General features: G+C 61.3%; 14 protein-coding genes. 8 read left to right on the forward strand and 6 right to left on the reverse strand.

All coding sequences use genetic code 11. The features are described 5' to 3' along the window. Window positions 1-556: transposase (locus tag I2H19_RS03380; protein ID WP_411266899.1), on the forward strand; the 556-nt coding region annotated here is incomplete at its 5' end. Between the two features lie 232 nt (window positions 557-788). Here I2H19_RS03380 and I2H19_RS03385 read toward each other — a convergent pair. Together I2H19_RS03385 and I2H19_RS03390 are read right to left on the reverse strand one after the other, a co-directional pair. Next, window positions 789-1,430 (reverse strand): thiamine diphosphokinase, encoded by a 642-nt coding sequence (locus I2H19_RS03385; RefSeq protein ID WP_195621269.1) that lies wholly within the window; start codon window positions 1,428-1,430, stop codon window positions 789-791. Between the two features lie 9 nt (window positions 1,431-1,439). Then, entirely contained in the window at window positions 1,440-2,129 is a 690-nt protein-coding gene (locus I2H19_RS03390; RefSeq protein WP_195621270.1) for an HAD family hydrolase, read from the reverse strand. A 331-nt stretch (window positions 2,130-2,460) separates the two neighbouring features. Here I2H19_RS03390 and glgB point away from each other — a divergent pair, with 331 nt between their 5' ends. From glgB to I2H19_RS03425, 7 genes are all read left to right on the forward strand, one after another. Beyond that, on the forward strand, window positions 2,461-4,737 hold the full coding sequence (glgB, locus tag I2H19_RS03395; RefSeq protein ID WP_195621273.1) for a 1,4-alpha-glucan branching protein GlgB: 2,277 nt from the start codon (window positions 2,461-2,463) through the stop codon (window positions 4,735-4,737). A 92-nt stretch (window positions 4,738-4,829) separates the two neighbouring features. Next, on the forward strand, window positions 4,830-7,256 hold the full coding sequence (locus I2H19_RS03400) for a glycogen/starch/alpha-glucan phosphorylase (RefSeq protein ID WP_195621274.1): 2,427 nt from the start codon (window positions 4,830-4,832) through the stop codon (window positions 7,254-7,256). A 105-nt stretch (window positions 7,257-7,361) separates the two neighbouring features. Further along, the gene (locus I2H19_RS03405; RefSeq protein ID WP_195621275.1) at window positions 7,362-8,510 is read left to right on the forward strand and encodes a glucose-1-phosphate adenylyltransferase; all 1,149 of its coding nucleotides are present in this window, start codon (window positions 7,362-7,364) and stop codon (window positions 8,508-8,510) included. A 4-nt stretch (window positions 8,511-8,514) separates the two neighbouring features. After that, window positions 8,515-9,642 (forward strand): glucose-1-phosphate adenylyltransferase subunit GlgD, encoded by a 1,128-nt coding sequence (glgD, locus tag I2H19_RS03410; protein ID WP_195621276.1) that lies wholly within the window; start codon window positions 8,515-8,517, stop codon window positions 9,640-9,642. A gap of 90 nt (window positions 9,643-9,732) precedes the next feature. Beyond that, window positions 9,733-12,027 (forward strand): glycogen synthase GlgA, encoded by a 2,295-nt coding sequence (gene glgA, locus I2H19_RS03415; protein ID WP_195621277.1) that lies wholly within the window; start codon window positions 9,733-9,735, stop codon window positions 12,025-12,027. 218 nt (window positions 12,028-12,245) lie between these two features. Continuing rightward, complete coding sequence (locus I2H19_RS03420) at window positions 12,246-15,542, forward strand: 4-alpha-glucanotransferase (RefSeq protein ID WP_195621279.1); 3,297 nt, start codon at window positions 12,246-12,248, stop codon at window positions 15,540-15,542. 88 nt (window positions 15,543-15,630) lie between these two features. After that, complete coding sequence (locus tag I2H19_RS03425; protein ID WP_006233925.1) at window positions 15,631-15,867, forward strand: FmdB family zinc ribbon protein; 237 nt, start codon at window positions 15,631-15,633, stop codon at window positions 15,865-15,867. 141 nt (window positions 15,868-16,008) lie between these two features. Here I2H19_RS03425 and I2H19_RS03430 read toward each other — a convergent pair whose 3' ends face one another. The 4 genes from I2H19_RS03430 to priA all read right to left on the reverse strand — a co-directional run bounded on the left by I2H19_RS03430 (window position 16,009) and on the right by priA (window position 21,661). Beyond that, window positions 16,009-17,409 carry an RsmB/NOP family class I SAM-dependent RNA methyltransferase gene (locus tag I2H19_RS03430; protein ID WP_195621281.1) on the reverse strand — a complete coding sequence of 467 codons (1,401 nt, stop codon included), beginning with the start codon at window positions 17,407-17,409 and terminating at the stop codon, window positions 16,009-16,011. After that, window positions 17,406-18,326 carry a methionyl-tRNA formyltransferase gene (gene fmt, locus I2H19_RS03435; protein WP_195621283.1) on the reverse strand — a complete coding sequence of 307 codons (921 nt, stop codon included), beginning with the start codon at window positions 18,324-18,326 and terminating at the stop codon, window positions 17,406-17,408. Before fmt ends, I2H19_RS03430 begins: the two co-directional genes overlap by 4 nt. Before the next feature lie 326 nt (window positions 18,327-18,652). Continuing rightward, a complete protein-coding gene (gene def, locus I2H19_RS03440; RefSeq protein ID WP_195444284.1) occupies window positions 18,653-19,189 on the reverse strand; it encodes a peptide deformylase in 537 nt (178 codons plus the stop codon). Between the two features lie 18 nt (window positions 19,190-19,207). Next, complete coding sequence (gene priA / locus I2H19_RS03445; RefSeq protein WP_229089759.1) at window positions 19,208-21,661, reverse strand: replication restart helicase PriA; 2,454 nt, start codon at window positions 21,659-21,661, stop codon at window positions 19,208-19,210. Between the last annotated feature and the right edge of the window lie 27 nt (window positions 21,662-21,688).

Consider the following 21,688-nt stretch of genomic DNA (forward strand, 5'->3'; position numbering starts at 1 on the left):
GCTCACGCTGCTGCACCGCCCCAGCAGGCTCCAGCTCGCGCTGCCGCTGGAGGAGAAGACCGCCGGGTGCGTCGCGGACGCCCTGGGCGATATCAGGGAGGTCCTCGGCGCCGACGGCATGGGCAGGGTCTTCCGCGCCGTGCTCACCGACAACGGCGCCGAGTTCTCCGACGAGGCGGCGATCGCGGCGCTGCTCGGCGAGGGGCCGGGCGAGACGAGGCTGTTCTACTGCGACCCCGGGCGCAGCGACCAGAAGGGCGCCTGCGAGCGCAACCACGTCGAGATAAGGAAGCTGCTGCCCAAGGGCGCCGGCCTCAGGTTCGACCGGCTCTCCCCGGCCGACCTGGCGCTCGCGATGTCGCAAGTGAACTCCGAGCCCCGCGGCGCGCTCGGCTTCGCGACGCCCGCGCGCGCCTTCAGGGCGATGCTCGGGGAGGACGCGGTGGCGCTGCTGGACGCCTACGGTGTGTGGGACGTGCCGCTCGGCGACCTCGACCTGACGCCGGGGCTGATAGGGCGGGCGCGCGCAGAGAGGGGCGATGCCCCGCTGTCCTAGCCTGAAGGGAAAAAAGGAATAGGCGGACCGACCGTCCGGCTGAGTCTGGGAAGAGGTGCCGGACGGAGGGCGGAGCATGGCCACCGGACCCATCGAAACACATCTCCACTGTTCCATCAACTGGGAAAACGGCGCCCCCGGACCCCAGGAGGGGCCGCGGGGGCGTTCAGCTAACTGCGGGAATGGCCTATTTGCTCAATGTGTTCGGCTGAGATCGGAAATCAACCAATGCCTATTGATATAAATAAGCGATGGCGGTGCCGGTGTGGACTTGGATCGTGGCTGTTGACCTGACGACGTTGCTAACGCCCGTGTCGGCTAGCAGGCCCAGGGGGCTGTGGTCTAGGTCCCACTCTAGGCCGTGTTCGCTTACCTCGGTGTTGGGGGCTATAGCAATGATGGAGAACGTCTTGCCTTCGGCGCCCTTAATGGTCCACGATTCGCCTCCGTGAAGAATGCGGCCCGTGGTCTCGTCTTCGGCAATCCAGACTGAGGAATCCACGTAGCCCGCGAGCAGCCCCAGTACGGAAAGCGCCATGTCCGGACGGCCGCCCGTAGCACAGGTTGCCACAACCTCTGCACCCGGCCAGCGACGACGGACGGAATCGAGCGCCAGCGCCAGATCGGTATAGTCCTTGTACGGGTCGTGGCGCTCTACTTCAAAGGCTTCGGCGGCATCGACCAAAGCACGACCCGCGTCGCTCACCGTGTCGGCATCCCCCACATATACGTCGCAGGCCAGGCCAGCGCCCAGCAGTGCGTCGAGCCCGCGGTCCACGGTGACAACGTGGTCGCACTCCCCCGCTAGCCTCCGCAACAGATCTGTGCTCGCCACCACGGGCGAGCCGCAGACAACTAATACCTTGCAAGCCACAGCCCTCGCCTATCCCTCAAACGAAAGCACGCGGGGTAGATCCAGCTCCTCGTAGCTGTCGATAAAGATATCGCAGTTGTCGCGCACGTCGTCGCGCTTCATGCGGCCGTGCGGATCATAGATGCCCACGCGCTTAAAGCCGGCGGAGCCAGAGCTCTTTAGGCCAAAGACGGCGTCCTCAAACACCCAAGCGCGCTCAAACTTGTGCCCATGGCGCTCCTCCAGGCGGCGCAGCGCCAGCTCGTACACATCGGGGAACTGTTTGGAGCGTCCTGCCTCGCCCGTCGTGGTAACAAACTCCATGTAAGCGTCGAGCCCGGCACCAGCGAGCGCAGACTGCACCAGCTCGGCCGGCGTGGATGTAGCCACGCACATGGCAATGCCCTCCGCCTTCGCCTGCTCCAAAAATGCCAGGAGACCCTTGCGCGGCGGCACCTTGGAGTACCCATCAATCAGAATATTGCTCAGCTCGCGGTACAGCTCCTCGCCATTCGCGCCAATGCCCCAGGTGTCGTGGTAGGCCTGGCACTCAGCCTCCAGCGACAAATGCTCAAACTGGGCAAAATCGTCGACCGTCACATCAACTCCGTGGCGGTGCAATAACTCGGGCTGGGAATAGGCCCAAACGGGGGTGCTATTAACTAGCGTGCCGTCGCAATCGAAAATAAAAGCAACCTTGGGAGCGGCGGTATGGGACATAAACGAACCTTTCGATGTCAAATGGTAAACAACCTGCTAAAAACGTTTTACCAAACGTAAGCCTATCAGTTTTGAAACCCTAATTGGTAAAACTGTCAAGGGTTTTACCATTGCAATTCTGCCAGTGGTATAAACATGTCGCTTACCGATTAAACGCCCCCGCAAATCCGCTTTCGTCCATAAAACTAACGTACAGGTGTTATCGTAGTTTCTGCCGAAAGTTCCACCGAACACGCGAGGTGGAACGAATCATAGAACTATCGCCGTCCCTTCGATTCGTGCAGCCTTGGACCTTTCGCATCTAGTCACCAAGGCAACACGCTGCCGCGTCATGATGGGATCAAACGTGAGCGATACAAAGCTAAAGCCAGCAACCAAAAAGCCCGCCACCCGTAAAGCCGCCCCGCATGCACCGGAGCTCACCAAGGACGATGTCTACCTGTTTGGCATCGGCACATGGGAGCGCAGCTGGGAAAAGATGGGCGCGCACCCCGACACGCAGAACCGTACGCGTGGCTGGCGCTTTTGCGTTTGGGCGCCCGACGTAAAGAGCGTCCACGTCATTGGCGAATTTAACGACTGGGATGAGCAAGCCAACCCGCTGGTGCCCATGCATACAAGCGCTATTTGGGAAGGCTTTATTCCTGGTGCCGAGCAGGGTCAGCTCTATAAGTACCTTATCGAGACCAACGAGGGCAAAAAGCTCTATAAGGCCGATCCGTACGCCTTTAAGGCCGAGTGCCCTCCGGGTACCGCCAGCGTGCTGTGGACCCTCGATGGCTACCAGTGGAACGACGCCGCGTGGCTTAAGCGCCGTGCGAGCCATAACCACATGTCGCAGCCCCTTAACATCTACGAGGTGCACATTGGCTCGTGGAAGCGCCACGGCGACGCACCGCAGGGCGAGCCGGACGAGTACGGCAACTACCCCGGCCCCATGGATCCCTTCCCCGCGCAGCGCGGCGAGTTTTACACCTACGACGACCTGTCGGTGGAGCTCGTGGACTACGTGCGCGACATGGGCTACACGCATATCGAGGTCATGCCGCTTATGGAGCATCCCTTCGATGGCTCCTGGGGCTACCAGACGACTGGCTACTATGCTGCAACGTCGCGCTATGGCAACCCACAGCAGCTCATGCACTTTATCGATGCGTGCCACGAGGCGGGCATCGGTGTGATCATGGACTGGGTGCCCGGCGGTTTTTGCGCCGACGCCCACGGCCTTGCCACCTTTAACGGCCATATGCTGTTTGAGCACGAGATTCACCCAAACTGGGGCACGCATAAGTTCGACTTCGCCCGCGGCGAGGTTCGCTCCTTCCTGGTCTCCAACGTGCTGTACTGGCTTGAGAACTTCCACGTGGACGGTATTCGCATGGACGGCGTGTCCAGCATGCTGTACCTCAACTTTGGCATCGACGATCCCGGCCAAAAGAAGTTCAACAAGTACGGTACCGAGGAGGACCTGGACGCCAGCGCGTTTATCCGCCAGGTCAACTGCGCTGTGGAGGCGCACTACCCCGACGTGATGATGATGGCCGAGGAGTCCACCGCGTGGCCGCTCGTGACCTATCCGCCGCAGGACGGCGGTCTGGGCTTCCACTACAAGTGGGACATGGGCTGGATGAACGACACCCTGCACTACATGCAGACCGATTTTCCGTGGCGCCCCGGCAACCACGGGCTGCTCACGTTCTCCATCATGTACGCCTTTACCGAGAACTTCATCTGCCCGCTGAGCCACGACGAGGTCGTACACGGCAAGTGCTCGCTCATCGGCCGCATGCCGGGCGACTGGTGGCGCCAGTTTGCCGGCCTGCGCACGCTGGCCTTCTACCAGATGACGCACCCCGGTGCCAAGCTCAACTTTATGGGCAACGAGATCGGCCAGTTTATCGAGTGGCGCTACTACGAGTCCATCCAGTGGTTCTTGACCGAGGAGTACGAGACCCACAGGCATCATCAGGCGTTTATCAAGGCGCTCAACCACCTGTACACCGCCGAGCCCGCCCTGTACGAGCGAGGCTACACCGACGACGGCTTTACCTGGATCGATGCGGACAACTCTAAGCAGTCCATCGTGAGCTTTGTGCGTCAGGGCGAGGACGTCGATGACGACCTGGTGATCCTGATCAACTTTGACCCGGCAAGCTACGAGAGCTTCCGCGTGGGCGTACCGCGTGAGGGTGACTGGGAGGTCATCTTTGACTCCGACCGTCCCGAGTTTGGCGGCAGCGGATACGCCGGTGAGGAACCCTACACCTGCTCGAGCGAGCCCTATCCCTGGAACGGGCAGATGGACTCCATCGAGATCAAGGTGCCCGGCCTGGCAGGCGTGGTGCTTAAGCGCCGCGGTCCCAGCAGCTATAAGCCGCCCGTGGTTGAGGAGCCCAAGAAGGCCACGCGCAAGCGCACGTCTTCGGTGAAGCCCAAGACTGCCGCGGCCAAGAAGGCTCCGGCCAAGGCGAAGGCTACGACGGCGACCAAGGCTAAGGCTGCTGCGAAGCCCGCTGCCAAGTCCACCACGGCCAAGAAGGCGGCTGCTAAAAAGACCACTACCAAGGCCAAGTCAGCTTCTGTTAAGTCGACCGCTAAGGACGCGTAACAAAGCCGTTACCACTGTAATCACCCGCCCCGCTGGGGCGTAGGATGTAAGTCATAACCGTTCCGGGAGATATCCCCGGGGGAAAGGAACGTATGAATAAGATCTTCGACAACAAGCAGGAGTTTACCGAACTCTATCGCGATGCCGTCATGAGCATCAGCGGCAAGAGCGTCGAGGCCGCCAGCGACCTCGACCGCTTTAACGCCCTTGCCAAGCTCGTGGCCGAGAAGGCGCGCACCGTTGCCACCAAGAGCGACGCCCGTGCCACCGCCGAGGGCAAGAAGCGTGTGTACTACTTCTCGATCGAGTTTTTGATCGGTCGCCTGCTCGACAACTACCTGCTCAACTTTGGCGTGCGCGACATGGTCGCCGAGGCGCTCGACGACATGGGCTTCGACCTGTCCGTCATCGAGAACCAGGAGCCCGATCCGGCTCTGGGCAACGGTGGCCTGGGCCGTCTGGCCGCGTGCTTCCTGGATTCCATGGCAGCCGAGGGCATTGCCGGCTACGGCAACGGCATGCGCTACCGCTACGGCCTGTTTAAGCAGGAGATCGTTAACGGCAGCCAGGTCGAGGCCACCGACGAGTGGCTCACCCACGGCTATCCCTGGGAGGTTCGTCGTCAGGACAAGGCCGTGACCATCAAGTTTGGTGGTCACGTTGAGGGCTTTGAGGAGGACGGCCGCACGTTCTACCGCACGGTGGACACGCAGGATATCCTGGCCGTTCCCTACGACATCCCCGTCGTTGGCTATGCCGGCGAGACCGTCAACAAGCTGCGCGTCTGGGCCGCCGAGCCGGTCGAGGAGCACTTTGACCTTGAGGCCTTCAACCGCGGCGACTACGCCCTGGCCGACGCCGAGCGCGCCGAGGCCGAGGCCATCAGCGCCATCCTCTACCCCAACGACGCCGGCGAGCACGGCCGCCTGCTGCGCCTGAAGCAGGAGTACCTGTTTGTGTCTGCCGGCATCTACAGCCTGCTCGACACCTTTGAGAAGGAGCACGGCGAGAACTGGGAGCTGCTGCCGCAGTATGTGGCCATCCACACCAACGACACGCACCCCGCCATGTGCGGCCCCGAGCTCATGCGCATTCTCATCGACGAGAAGAAGCTCGAGTGGGACGACGCCTGGAACATCGTGACGCAGGTCGTGAGCTACACCAACCACACCATCCTGCCCGAGGCTCTGGAGAAGTGGCCCATCGGCACGTTCTCCAAGCTCCTCCCCCGCGTGTACCAGATCATCGACGAGATCAGCCGTCGTTGGCACGAGTCGTTCGACACCACCCAGGAGGGCTGGCAGGAGCGTCTGCGCCAGACCGCCATCCTGTGGGACGGCGAGATTCGCATGGCCAACCTGTCCGTGATCTGCAGCCACAGCGTCAACGGCGTGGCCAAGATTCACTCCGACATCATCAAGAACATCGTGCTCAAGGACTTCTATGCCCTCACGCCCGAGAAGTTCAACAACAAGACCAACGGTATTTCGCACCGCCGCTTCTTTGCCGAGGCCAACCCCACCTACGCCAAGCTCGTCACCGAGGCCATTGGCGACGGCTGGCTCAAGGACGCTTTTGAGCTCGAGAAACTCAAGGAGTTCCAGAACGACACCGAGTTCCTGAAGGCCGTGGGTGCCTCCAAGCGCGCCAACAAGGAGCGTCTGGCCGCCTACGTTAAGGCCGAGACCGGTCTTGTTATCGACCCCAACACCGTTTTTGATGTTCAGGTGAAGCGCTTCCACGCCTACAAGCGTCAGCTCATGAACATCATGAAGGTGATGGACATCTACAACCGTCGCATCGCCGACCCCAACTTCCACGTGACGCCGACGACCTTCATCTTTAGCGGCAAGGCGGCCTCGAGCTACACCTTCGCCAAGGAGACCATCCGTCTGATCAACTCCGTCGCCGAGGTCGTCAACAACGACCCGCGTGTGAACGAGGTCATGAAGGTCTGCTTTATCCCCAACTTCCGCGTGAGCAACGCCCAGCTCATCTACCCCGCAGCCGAGATCTCGGAGCAGATCTCCACGGCCGGCAAGGAGGCCTCGGGCACGTCCAACATGAAGCTCATGATGAACGGCGCCATTACGCTGGGCACCCTCGACGGCGCCAACATCGAGATTGCCGACCTGGCCGGCCGCGAGAACGAGGCCATCTTTGGCCTGACCGCTCCCGAGGTCGAGCAGCTGTGGGCGTCTAACAGCTACTTTGCGTGGGATACCCTCAACGGCGACCGCGAGCGTCTGGGCCGCGTGATGGATGAGCTCAAGGACAACACCTTTGCGGGTCTTTCGGGCAACTTCGAGAGCATCTACAACGAGCTCATGAACAACAACGATCCCGACCTGGTCATGGCCGATTTCCGCAGTTACGTCGACGCCTGGGAGGCGCTCACGGGCAGCTACGGCGACCAGGAGACCTGGAACCGCAAGGCGCTGCTCAACACCGCGTCCAGTGGCTGGTTCTCGAGCGACCGCACCATTCGCGAGTACCGTGACGAGATCTGGCACGCATAAAGCGCGCGAGTTCCCTTTGCCAGCACGGCATTACTCGGCGGGCGCGTCCAAGCGCCGCGCCCGCCGCTAATGGGTTAGAAACATCGATGACAGAAGGAGAAATCGATGAGTAAGAAAGAATGCATCGCGATGCTCCTCGCAGGAGGACAGGGTAGCCGATTGGGGGCTCTTACCCAAAAGATCGCTAAGCCGGCGGTTAGCTTTGGTGGCAAGTTCCGCATTATCGACTTTTCGCTGTCCAACTGCTCCAACTCGGGCATCGACACGGTGGGCGTTCTGACGCAGTATCGTCCCTACCTGCTGCATGCCTATGTGGGCTCTGGCGAGGCTTGGGATCTGGACAGCCGCGACGGCGGCGTGTCGATCCTGCCACCGTACGAGACGCAGACCGGCGGCGCCTGGTATGCGGGCACGGCTGACGCCATTACGCAGAACCTCGACTACATCAAGGCCAACGACCCCAAGTACGTCCTGATTCTTTCCGGCGACCACCTGTATCGCATGGACTACCGCAAGATGCTCAAGACGCACATCGAGAACAACGCCGACCTTACGGTGAGCGTTATGCCCGTGCCGTGGGAGGAGGCCAGCCGCTTTGGCATTCTGACCACCGACCCCGAGGACGGCCGCATCACCAAGTTTACCGAGAAGCCCGAGAAGCCCGATTCGAACCTCGCGTCCATGGGCATCTACATCTTCTCGGCCGACGTTCTGATCGAGGCCCTCGAGGAGGACGCCCTGGACCAGCGCTCGAGCCACGACTTTGGCAAGGACATCATCCCCAAGCTGCTCGGCGAGGAAAAGCGCCTGTACAGCTACGAGTTCCATGGCTTCTGGAAGGACGTCGGCACTATCGCCAGCTTCCACGAGACCTCAATGGACCTGCTGGGCAACAACCCCGAGTTCGACCTCTTTGACAAGAGCTTCCCCATCATGTCCAACATCACCACGCGTCCGCCGCACTACATTGGCCCGGACGGCCGCCTGGACGACTGCCTGGTCTCCAACGGCTGCAAGATCTACGGCACCGCTCGCCACTCGATCCTTTCGACCGACGTCATTATCGAGGAGCGCGCCGTGGTCGAGGATTCCGTGCTGCTGCCGGGTGCGCACGTTAAGAGCGGTGCGCACATCTGCCGCGCCATTTTGGGCGAGAACTCCACGGTCGAAGAGGGCGTGAAGCTCGGCTCTGTCGATACCACCAAGGATACGGCCGTCGTTGGAAATGACGTCGTTATCGGGAAGGGGGAATGATCCGATGATCAATCGCAAGGCCATCGGCTATATCACCGCTAACTACTCTTCGACCTACGGCAGCGTGCTGCTCAAGGACCGCCCCATCGCGTCCGTCCCGTTTTTGGGCCGCTACCGCCTGATCGACTTTCCGCTGTCCAACATGATGAATGCCGGCATTAAGACCGTCGGTGTCGTCATGCCGGGCAACTACCGCTCGCTGATCGACCACGTGGGCTCGGGCAAGGACTGGGGCCTGGACCGCAAGAAGGGCGGCCTGTTTTTGGTGCCCGGCAACGCGTATGGCACCACCAAGGGCGGCATGCGCTTTTTGCTGCGCGACATCATCTCCAACAAGACGCTGTTCCAGCGCTCGGACAAGCCCTACGTTGTGATGATGGGCACCAACATCATCTTTAACCTGGACCTCAACACCATCATCGAGGCTCACGAGAATTCTGGCGCCCAGATGACCGTGGTGTACTGCAAGGCCACGCGAAGCATCGAGGACGAGACCAAGCTCGAGATCAACGAGAACGGCCGTCTGACCGGCGTGAGCACCGGTGTTGTGTATGGCGATAACGCGTCTATGGACTGCTGCATCGTCAACCGCGAGACGCTGCTCGAGATTATCGATCACTACCAGGCCGCCGACTATCTGGACCTGCTCGAGGCACTCCAAGGCGACTTTGGCAACATCGACGTGTGCAGCTACGAGTACAAGGGCGAGGTCGTGGGCGTGTTTAGCGAGAAGTCGCTGTATCGCCGCAGCATGGACCTGCTCGACCAGACCGTGGCCGACCAGCTCTTCGACCCCGAGCGCCCGATCCTGACCAAGGCCCACGACGTGCCGCCTTCGCGCTACGCGACCGGCAGCCACGCCTGCAACTCGATCATCTCGGCCGGCTGCATCATCAAGGGCACGGTGCGCAATTCGATCCTGTCGCGCGGCGTTGTGGTTGAGGAAGGCGCCTCGGTGACCAACTCGATCATCAACCAAAGCTGCGTCATCAAGAGCGGTGCCCGTGTTGAGAGCGCCATCCTGGACAAGAACAACGTGGTTCCCACCAACACCGAACTTCGCGGCACGCCCGAGAACATCCTGGTGCTGGGCAAGGCCCCGTTAACTTCTGATATCACCAACGCGAGCTAGCTTTGGCACCGCAACATCGTTCGTAACATGTAGAATAGCCGCCCGGTTCGCGCCAGGCGGCTATTCTCGAATAAAAACATGGGAGACAATATGGCTGATTCCAGCAAAAAGATGCAGATCGTGTTTGCCTCGGCCGAGTGCGCACCGTTTGTGAAGACCGGTGGCCTGGGCGACGTGGCGGGCTCGCTGCCTGCGGCGCTTGTGCGCGCCGGCGCCGAAGTCATCGTGATGGTGCCCAAGTACGCCACCATCAAGGACGAGTACAAGGCGCAGATGGAGCACTTCTCCGACTTTTACGTAAGCCTGGGCTGGCGCAATGAGTACTGCGGACTCGAGAAGCTCGAGCACGACGGCGTCACCTATATGTTCATCGACAACGAGCGCTACTTTGCGCGCGACTATCCGTACGGCTTCTTTGACGACGGCGAGCGCTTCGCGTTCTTCTCCAAGGCCATCACCGAGAGCCTGCAGCACCTGCCGGCCGGCTTTGAGTGCGACGTCCTGCACTGCAACGACTGGCAGACGGCACTGGCGCCCGTGTTTTTGCGCGAGTTCTACCAGGGCCTGCCGCTGTACGATCGCGTCAAGACCGTGTTCTCGATCCACAACGTGGCGTTCCAGGGCCAGTTTAGCGATACCGTGATGGAGGACATCCTGGGTGTGGCACACATTCCGGCGGCCGCCTCGCAGCTGCGTTGCGACGCCTGCAGCATCAACTACATGCTGGGCGCACTGCGCTATGCCGATGCCATCACCACGGTGAGCCCCACCTATGCGGGCGAGATCCAGACGTCCGAGTTTGGCGAGGGCCTGGACGGCGTGCTGCGCGAGCGCTCTTACGCGCTGCAGGGCATTTTGAATGGCATTGACGTGGCGGGCTTTGACCCGGCGACCGACAAGCGCATCGCCGCGAACTACACCGTCGAGGACCGCTCCGGCAAGGCCGTTTGCAAGGCCAAGCTGCAGGAGGAGCTGGGCCTCGAGGTCCGCGACGACCGTCCGCTCATGGTTATGGTCACGCGCCTGACGCGCCAGAAGGGCATGGACCTGGTCATGTACGCACTCGACCGCATTCTGGCCGGCGGCGTGCAGGTGGCGGTGCTGGGCACCGGCGACCGCGACTACGAGGACGGCCTGCGCTACTTCCAGGACAAGTACCCCGGCACCATGGCCGCGCGTATCGAGTTTGATCCGGCGCTGTCGCAGCGTATGTATGCCGCCGCCGATATGTTCCTGATGCCTTCAAAGTTTGAGCCCTGCGGCCTGTCGCAAATCATAGCCATGCGTTACGGCACCCTGCCCATCGTGCGCGAGACCGGTGGCCTAAAGGACACCGTGATCCCGTACAACGAGTTTACCGGCGAGGGAACGGGCTTCTCGTTTAGCAACTTTAACGGCGACGAGATGGGCGACGCCGTGTTCCGCGCGGCACGCCTGTTCTGGGATAACCGCGATGCCTGGAACCAACTGGTCACGCAGGCCATGAGCCAGGACTTTAGCTGGACGCGCTCGGCGGATAAGTATCTGGACCTGTACTTCTTTATGCACCCGGAGATCGAGCGCCCGGTGACTGTGGTTGAGACTGCGGCTGAGGAGCCTGTGGCGACTGATAAGGAGCCCGCTGCTGCCGAGGAGCCCAAGACTGAAGAGAAACCGGCTGCCGAGGCCGAGGTTAAGCCCGCGGCTAAGCCTGCCGCCAAGAAGACGACGACCCGCAAGACGACAGCTAAGAAGGCCACAACCACGAAGGCCGCTGCTAGCAAGACAACCGCTGCTAAGGCAACGTCCACGCGCAAGCGTACGACCGCCGCAGCCAAAAAGGCCGCCGAGGCCGAGGTCGCTCCCGAGGTAAAGGTCGAGCCCGCCACCGCCGAGGCTAAGCCTGCGGCAAAGGCTCCGGCCAAGACCGCTGCCAAGAAGACGGCCGCGACCACCAAGAAGGCAACGGCAGCCAAGAAGACCACGGCAACGAAGTCGACGACCACGAAGGCTACTACGACGAAGGCCGCCGCGAAGACGACCCCGAAGGCAGTCGCAAAGCCGGCCGGCAAAGTCGAGGAGACGCCCTCCGAGTCCAAGGCCGAGGCAGCTGTCGAGGCAAAGCCGGCTGCCAAGACTACCACGCGCAAGCGCACTACCACGACGACCAAAAAGGCCACGACCAAGGCTGCTACTCCCAAGGCAGAGGCTAAGGCCGAGGACAAGCCCGCAGTAAAGGCCGAGTCGGCGCCGAAGACTACCGAGGTTAAGGCCGCTCCAAAGGTTAAGGCAAAGACCGAGCCTGCCAAGGAGCCCTCGGTCTCCCCCGCTACTCCGGCCGAGACAAAGGCTCCGACCAAGAAAACGTCCGTCCGCAAGGCAACGGCCACCCGTAAACGCCGCTAGCCCACAGACGATCCAAAACCTCATCAAACCCTAAGCAAGGGGCGCTCCAACCGGGCGCCCCTTCTCTGTAGATAGTTGGTAAAACGATTTTCTAGGACAACCGTTCGCCGATGGTAAACGGATGTTGTTTATACAGCCTGTGTACAACAGATATACTTACATCCTGTGCGTAAAGCCCATGGCCCGCACGCCATGATTGTATAGAACTGGACCGTACTATGAGATTGATACACAACAGCCGTCTGCCGCAGTTTCGCACTCCGTTTGGCGCTGTGACCACAGGAACAACCCTTTCGCTCTCCGTGATTCTGGAGGATGCCGATCCCGCGCAGGCAACGCTTACGCTGCGCACCTGGGTCGATGATATCGGTGAGTCTCGATATCCCATGACGCACGAGGGCGACGGCATATTTAGCGTAGAGCTTGAGTGCACCAAGCCCTGTCTTATCTGGTACAGCTTTATCTGCAATATCGAGGGCCAGCCCGAGGTTCGCCTGGGCGCACCGCAGGGCCGCACCGGCGGCGAAGGCGTAACCTACGACTACGCCGAGGTGCCGTCATTCCAGGTCACTGTCTACAAACACCGTGAGGTTCGTCCCGAGTGGTACGAGCGCGGCATGGTCTACCAGATCTTCCCCGACCGCTATGCACGCGATGAGCACTGGCGCGAGCGCACGCTGGCCGAGCTCGAAAAGCCGCGCAAGGGCATTCAGCGCCGCATGGTCGAGGACTGGAACGAGCCGCCCGTGTACGAACGCGCCGAGGACGGCTCCATCAAGACCTGGGACTTCTACGGCGGCTCGCTCAAGGGCATCCAGGAAGACCTGCCCCGCATCGCCGAGCTGGGCTTTACGGCCATCTACCTCAACCCCATCTTTGAGGCGACAAGCAACCACCGCTACGACACCGCCGATTACACCAAGATCGACCCGATTCTGGGCACCGAACAGGACTTTACCGAGCTGTGCCAGGCAGCCGAGAAGCTGGGCATTTCCATTATTCTGGACGGCGTCTTCAACCACACGGGCGACGACTCGATCTATTTCAACCGCTATGGCAACTACCCCGGTGTGGGCGCTTGGCAGAGCGAGGATTCACCGTGGCGCGACGCGTTTACTTTCCACGAGGATGGCTCGTACGACTGCTGGTGGGGCGTGGGCAACATGCCTGCCATCAACGAGAACTCCGAGCTGGTACGCGAGAAGCTCTTGGGCAAGGACGGCGTAATCCGCAAGTGGCTGCGAGCCGGTGCCCATGGCTGGCGTCTGGACGTGGCCGACGAGCTCTCCGACGACTTCCTGGCCGAAATCAAGAAGGCCGTTCTCGCCGAAAAGCCCGATGCGCTGCTGCTCGGCGAGGTCTGGGAAGACGCCTCCAACAAGATTAGCTACGGTCACTTGCGTCGCTATCTGCAAGGCTCCGAGCTCGACTCGGCCATGGATTACCCCTTCCGCGACATGGTCATCGGCTTCTTAATGGGCTACAAAAACGCCTACCAGGCTGCCGAAGATATCGAGACCCTACGCGAGAACTATCCGCGTGAGGCACTGTCTTGCGCACTTAATCTGCTTTCGAGCCACGATCGTCCGCGCATTATCTCGGTGCTCGGCGGCGGCCCTGACGAGTCGCAGCTGCCCGAGTGCGAACGCAGCAAGTGGCGCCTGGACGAGAACTCGATGGGCCTGGCCAAGAGCCGATTTTGGCTCGCTACGCTCATGCAGATGACGTTCCCGGGCGTTCCCTCAATCTATTACGGTGACGAGTACGGCCTTGAGGGCCTGACCGATCCGGGTAATCGCCGCACCATGCCGACCAAGGAAGACCTGCACGACTTCGATACGTTTGCAATCGTCAAGAACGCATCTGCTGTGCGCCGCGCGCTGCCGTTTATGGTTGACGGCGAGATCAAGGCCTTTGCGCTCAATGACGAAGTACTCGCCTATACGCGCACCGGCAAAGACGGCGAGTCCGCGACCGTCATCATTAACCGCAGCCTGCGCAATTCGCATCGCGTGACCATTCCGGCGCTCAGCGAATGTGCGAGCGATGTGATTAGCGGTCACGAGTGCGAGATTCACAACGGCACGGTCACGCTCGACCTGTACCCGCTGGGCTCGTCGATCATCTATCACCACGCCGAGCAGCGCCTGCAGGAGCCGCTCGATCACGGTGCGGGTGTTGTGTGCCATATCACATCGGTGCCGACCGACGACGGCAAGCCCGGTACGATCGGTGCGCCCACGCGTCGCTTTATCGACCATCTGGCTGCCATGGGCATGCGCTACTGGCAGGTTCTCCCCGTCAACCCCACGGACTTCTTCCGCTCCCCCTACGCTGGCCCTTCGGCCTTTGCGGGCAATATCGACCTGCTGCCCGAAAGCCACGAGGAGCTGGCCGCCGACTTTGAGACCTGGAAGGCTCGCGGCGGCGAGGATGCCGATCCGCTCTACACCGCGTTTAAACATCGCAATGCCGATTGGCTCGAAAAGTACTGCGTCTATATGGCCGTCAAGAAGTACTTTGAGGGCGAGTCGCGCCACGATTGGCCCACCGATGTCGCACGCTACAACGAGCATCTGATCGATGACATGCGCTTCTGTGACGAGGCCGAGCTACAGGCGTACATGCAGTACCGCTTTGACCTGGCCTGGTGCGAGCTTATGAACTACGCGCACAAGAAGGGCATCGAGGTTATCGGCGATATTCCGATGTATGTCTCGGACGATTCGGCCGACGCGTGGAGCGAGCCCGAGAACTTCTGGCTGTCCGATACCGGCAAGGCGATTGAGATTTCCGGCGCGCCGCCCGACAACTTTGCGCCCGAGGGCCAGGTGTGGGGCAACCCGACCTTCCGCTGGGACCACATGAAGGAGAACGGCTACCGCTGGTGGATGGATCGTCTGCGCCGTGCGTTCTCGCTGTACGACCGTGTACGCCTGGACCACTTCCTGGGCTTCCACAGCTACTTCAGCATTCCCGCGGGCAAGGCCTGCGCCGACGGCCGCTGGCTGGCGGGCCCGGGCAAAGACCTGTTCCAGACTGCCTACGAGGAACTGGGGCCGCTCAACTTTATCGCCGAGGATTTGGGGTATCTGACACCCGGTGTTCGCGCGATGGCTTCGACCTGCGGCTTCCCCGGCATGGACGTGCTGGAGTTTAGCGATTACGACGTCCGCAACGGGATTAACCCCACGCCCGGCAAGATCCTGTATACCTCGACGCACGACACGTCGACGCTCGCCGGTTGGTGCACGCGCTCCTTTGCGGGCGGCGACGAGCCGAGCGGCAAGGAGTTCGCCGGTAAGCTGATGGGCGACGCGCTGGCAAGCGACGCACCGCTCGTGATGATGCCGCTGCAAGACGTGCTGGGTTTGGGCGACGATACGCGCATGAACGTGCCGGGTGTCGCCACGGGAAACTGGACCTGGCAGGCCGATGAGGCTGATATCGAGGCGGCTGAGGAAAAAACTGCACAGCTCCTGCGCAACACCCATAGATTCTGGGGCGAAGCGTGATAAAACCCCCGATATAGGGTACAGTTACAGACGTTTGAATTTATGCGGGCAGAGCGATCTGCCCGCTTTGTGCTGAAAAGGAAGTATTATGGCGCGCTACGATTACAAGTGCTCGAGCTGCGGCAACGTGTTTGAGGTTGAGCATCCCATGTCCGAGACTCCCGAGGTCGTGTGCCCGAGCTGCGGTGCCCCGGCGGCCAAGACGTTCTCGGCCAGCGGCATTAAATTTGAGGGTAGCGGTTTCTACAACACCGACCAGCGAAGCGGCGGCTCCAGCACCAACGCCACGAGCGGCTGCTGCGCCAACTGCCCGCATAGCCACTAGAAACAACGCGGCCCCGCGATCAACATCGATCGCGGGGCCATTTCTTTAGCTACCCAGGTTTCCTTATGAGTTGCGGTGAAATAAGGACTGTTTGGCGGGTAGAAGCCGCTATTCAATCCTTATTTCACCGCAACTTAGTCATTACTTGTGGACCAGTCTGGCGCAGAAGTGGCCGTCGTAGGAGTCGGCGTTTACCGGCACGCTTTGGAAGAGGCCTCGATCGTTTTGGCGTACGGATACGAGCTTCTTGGCCTGATCGAACTCGGGGAGCTGCAGAATCTGTGCCTCGGAGAGCGGCGCTACAGTAAAGCCGGTGCCCTCAGGAGAGTTCAAGAAAGCATCCACCACCTGCGTGTTCTCCTCGTCGAAGACCGAGCACGTCGCATAGATGAGCTCGCCGCCGGCAGCTACGCGCGCAGCAGCCTCTTTGAGCATCATCAACTGCAGCTTGGGCAGCTCGCACGTGACGTCACACTCGGCCAGGCGCCACGGAATCTCGGGATGGCGGCGCATGGTGCCGGTGCCCGAACACGGCGCATCGATAAAGACCGTGTCGAACTTAACCGGATTGCCAAGCATGGCATCAAACGATGTCAGTACTTCATCAAGCTCGCAGGCATCACCCGAAACCGTACGAACGCCCTGAATACCGGCCTTATGCAGGCGAGCGAGATTCAAGTCGCACTTGCGATCATGCAAATCGAGCGCCGTATGCTGACGCTCATAGCCCGCACGCTTGGCCTGGCACATCATCACATAGGTCTTGGTGCCACGACCGGCACCAATCTCAAGGCAGCTACCAGGGCGCGTGGCAGCTGTGGCGATAAGCTGCGCATTGAGATCAGATGCCACCGCGGCAGCACGCTCAAACACACCCGAAGCAACGGTAACCTGGGCATCAACCGGGGCATGGCAGCCCGGGAAGACAGGCGCGACGAGCTGCGAGATATACGGATCGGGCTTGGTCGCAAAGGCGTTCTCATGCAGGGCCAGCGGCGCGGGGGCCAGATTGCCGGCAAAGTTAAGTGCACCCTCTGGCGTGTCGAACGATGCCATAATGCGAGCGCACAGCCAACGCGGTAGACCCATCAGGCGCGACAGACGAACCAAGCGTCGCTCAGACTCATCCACATCGGACGCAGTAGCAAAGTCCTCAACGTTGTCCGCGACCTTATGCAGCACGGCATTGGCCAAACCGGCGGCAGACTTAGCTCCGCTGCGCACCAGCTCAACACCCTGACTTACTGCAACGCGGCCAGGCGTATGCAGATAGAGCATCTCGAAGGCCGAGATACGAAGCGCCATGCGAACACGCGGCGCAACCTTTTTAGGCTTATCAAGAAACTGATCGAGCAGCTCGTCCAAAATACCCTGCGTGGCGGCAACACCCAGCGCCAAGCGAGCGGCAAAAGCGGAATCGCGCTGGTCAATAGCCTTGGTCGATGCGCGAGAGGACAGCACGTCACGCGCATACATGCCGCGGCGATCGGCCTCCATCAACACATCGAGCGCAAGCTTACGCGCGGGAGACAGCTTGCTCATGACAGAACACCCCACGAAAGATCGGCACCCTGCAGTCCAGCGGCCCAAGCAGAAGCGTCCATAGCACGCTTGCCATCAGGCTTAACCTCGAGCAGCTCAACCGTGCCATCGGAAAGACCAAGGTAAACACGCTTGGCCTTAACGAGAACCTGACCCTCGCCAAGCGACACATCAGCCGGCGCAGCATCGAGCACGCGCACGGTCTTGCCGGCAATCACGCAACGAGCAGGCGCGGTATCGGACGAGGCCAGCACATGACGCACGCAATCAAGCGCCGCCATCTGCGGATCCAGGCGCATCTCCTGTTTGGAAATCTTGGCAGCATGGGTCACAAGCGACTCATCCTGCTCAGTCCAAACAGCCGAGCAATCGGCAAGCGACGGAAGCGTATCAGCAAGCAGTTTGCCGCCAAGCTCGCCAAGCTCCATCGTGAGCGCCTCGGCATGCTTACCGGCAACAGGCGTGGAAGCCTGAGCACAATAAGCACCAGTATCCACGCCATGTCCAATGCGCATAATGGAAACGCCAGCAACCTCATCACCAGCAAGAATGGCGCGCTGAATAGGAGCAGCCCCACGCCAACGAGGCAGCAAGGACGCATGAACATTCACGATGCCAAGCGGCGCCATATTCAGCACGTCATCAGGTAAAATGCAGCCATAAGCAGCCACGCAGAAAATATCGGCATCTGCAGCTTGGAGCGCCTCAACAACCTCAGGCGTCATACGATTAGCCTCAATAACCGGCAACCCCAGCTCAAGCGCCTTGGCCTTAACAGGAGACGGCTCCAACTTTTTACCACGTCCGCGAACAGCATCGGGACGAGTAACAACAAGCGCAATCTCATTCCCAGCCTCGACGAGCGAAGTCAACGAAGGCACCGCAAAATCAGGCGTGCCCATAAACACAATACGCATAAAGATCGTCTCCTCTCAACCAAAGCCGAGACGGCTACAAAGAACAGCGGAAAGCCAAGTACCAAGCCTAACCGCAAGAACAATTCAACAAGAACAAATATACCCAAAACCAAAGAAAGAGCCGCATAAAAGCAGCCCTCTCTCAACAAAGACTATCAGCGAAGACGCCCCTCCCTGGCCCGACGGCACCCGGGCGAACCGAGCCAGAACAACGCAGTCCCCGGTGCTGAGCGCCCACATATCGTCCCGCGCGCAGTTTCGCAGCAAAGCGAGAATGTTTGAGCACGGGATGATATGTGGGCGCTCAGCACCGGGGACGGTGGGACCTACTCCGTCTCGCCCGGTCGAGCGCCGCGGGCCAAGGCGTCCTGGTACTCCTTGACGGCCTTGATCCTCTGCATGGGCTTCAGTCGCTCAAACATGGTGTTGCCGTGCAAGTGATCGATCTCGTGCTGCAGGCACACGCAGAACAGGTCGCCCGTGGCCTCATAGCGAATCAGGTTGGCGTCCAAGTCGTACGCCTCGACGACGACATGGTCGGGACGCTCAATCTCGCAGCTAATGCCGGGGATGGACAGGCAGCCCTCGCTAAACGGCACCAGATGGTCGCTCTGCTCAACAATGACGGGGTTAATGAGCACGTACGGATCGTAGTCGCTCTTGTCACTGTAATCGCAGTCGATGGTGACGAGCTGGATGAGCTCGCCGATCTGCGGGGCAGCTAGGCCGCAACCGCCGTTCTCGAACATCATCTTCTTCATCTTCTCGGCAAGCGCCTCGATCGCCGGGGTGATCTCCTCGATGACGGCGCACTCCTGGCGCAGACGAGGGTCGGGCGACAGTACGATTCCGTTGGCTTCCATGGCCATCCTTTCGAGTTGCTACATCAAATCATAGGCGTCGACGTCAACGCTCACGCTCACGCCGCGCACGGAGCCCACCTCTTTGAGGCAGGCGTCGATATCATCAGAGACATGGTACCCCACGGGCGACTTCACAAGCAGATGGAAGCGGTAACGGTCCTTGGCTCTCTCGATTACACACGAAGCCGGGCCCAGCACCTGCGGCACGGCACTCCCCGCCTGCAAAAAGTCGGGCGCGGCAGCATGCCAACGGCGCTTAAGAAGCTTTGCAATACGCCCGATGTAGTCTTGCGCGTCGTCTCGGTTCGCCGACCACGCCAAAATGTTGACCAGGCGAACAAACGGCGGGTACAGCGCGTCGCGGCGCTGGTCCAGGTCGTAGTCGGTAAAGATCGAACGGTCGTGCTCAGCGACGGCGCGAATGACCGGATCCTCAGGCAGGTAGGTCTGGATGATCACCTCACCGGGACGATCGCCGCGACCGGCACGGCCCGCCACCTGTTCCAGCAGGTCGTAGGCGCGCTCCCCTGCGCGGAAGTCCGGCAGCTTGAGGGCAAAGTCGGCATTGACCACGCCCACAAGCGTGACCTCGGGAAAATCGAGGCCCTTGGCGATCATCTGCGTGCCCAGCAGCACCGCACAATCGGCGGCATCGAACTGCTCGAGCAGCTTTTTGTGTGCGTCCTTGCCACGCGTGGAATCGGCATCCATGCGAATAATGGCGACGTCATCGGGCAGCATCTGGTGCAGCGCGTCCTCGATCTGCTGCGTACCAAGGCCCATTTTTGCCAGGTAGCGGCTGCCGCATTTGGGACAGCGGCTCGTGGGCGCCGGGTAGGGCTGCACGCGCCAAGACGACCCGCAGGTGTGGCACTGCAGCGTGTGCGTGCGCTCGTGGTACGTGAGCGCGGTGGAACAGTGGTTGCAGGTGGGAACGCAGCCGCACTCGCGGCACATGAGGAACGGCGCAAAGCCTCGACGGTTGTGCAGCAGCACAGCCTTTTCGCGGCGCTCGACCACGCGCTCAAGGCCTTCCATCAGAGGTTTTGAGAACATGGAGCGGCTGCCGTGCGAGAACTCGCGGCGCAGGTCGGCAATGCGGACCGTGGGCAGCACCGCGTGCCCCGGGCGCTCGGGCATCTCGACGCGCGTCCAGGTGGCACCGTTGTACACGCCGCGACGGCAGCGGTCGAGGGCCTCGGCGGAAGGCGTGGCGGAACCCAGCACGAGCGGGCAGCGGTAGCGGCGCGCCATCTCGGCCGCCACCTCACGCGCATGGTAGCGCGGGCTGGAGCCCTGCTTGTAGCTGGTCTCGTGCTCCTCGTCGATAATGATGAGGCCCAAGTCGCTGAGCGGACAAAAAAGCGCCGAGCGGGCGCCAACGACCACGCGGGCCGCACCGCTGGCGACCATATCCCACTGGTCCAGACGCTCACCGGCCGAGAGACGCGAGTGGAAGACCGCGACCGTCTCGCCAAAGCGCGAGCGGAATCGGCCGACGGTTTGGGCCGTCAGCGAAATCTCGGGCACAAGAACGCAGGCAGAGCGGCCGGCCGCGAGCACGCGCTCAATCGCCGAAAGGTAGACCTCAGTTTTGCCGGAGCCGGTCACGCCGTCCACAAGGACCACGTCACCGTGAGCGTCCAGGCGGGCGCGCTCAATCTGCGCGAGCGCCTGCTGCTGGCCGTTGGTGAGTGCCACCGGGGCCTTGCCGCTTGCCGAAGACAGTGTGGTCTGCTCGCTGCAGCCACGCCAAGCGCGACGCTGCTCCACCACGACGACGCCGCGTTTTTCGAGCGCCTTGATGGTCGCCGACATGCTGTTGTAAAGCAGGTTGAGATCGCGCGTCGTGACCGGTCCGCACTGGAGCGCCTCGATGAGCTGGCGCTGGCGAACGGCGGTCTTGGGCGGTGTATAGTCGAAGCCCTCGGGCGTGAGCATGACCCAACGGTTTTGAATAGGCTTGACGGCGGGGCGCTCAACCGACCATGCGCCGTCATCGCCCTTGACCACGCGCGGGCTACCGCCCGGAGGCAAAAACAGGCGCAGGCACTCGGAAAGCGTCGCGACATACTCGCGGCTCATCCAGCGCGCGATGCGGGCAGCCTCGGCGGTAAAGAGCGGTTTGCTGAGGATGGCTTCGACGGGCTTGATGCGCGAAGGATCGAGGGCGTTGTTGCCTTGCAGGTCACCAAGCTCGGCCGCAATATCGACGATGTAGCCTGCGGCGGCACGATTGCCAAAGTGGACCAGGACCGTCGATCCGACCTGGGCCTCGTTGGCAAGGGACTCAGGGATGCCGTAAGCAAACGGTTCGGACAGCGCACGGGTGGGGATGTCGAGAACCACGCTCGTGTAGGCGGCGACGGGCTCAGGCGCAGGCTCGGGCTTGGCCGAGGCAGCAGCGGATGCCGGTGCCGCCGGAGTCTCCTCCGGTTCCGGCGAACCAAACAGCGAAAGTTGCTCGGCCATGGCCCCAGCACCTCCTATCCCATGCGT

The organism is Collinsella aerofaciens (assembly GCF_015560135.1).
In the GTDB taxonomy this organism is placed as follows: domain Bacteria; phylum Actinomycetota; class Coriobacteriia; order Coriobacteriales; family Coriobacteriaceae; genus Collinsella; species Collinsella aerofaciens_AN.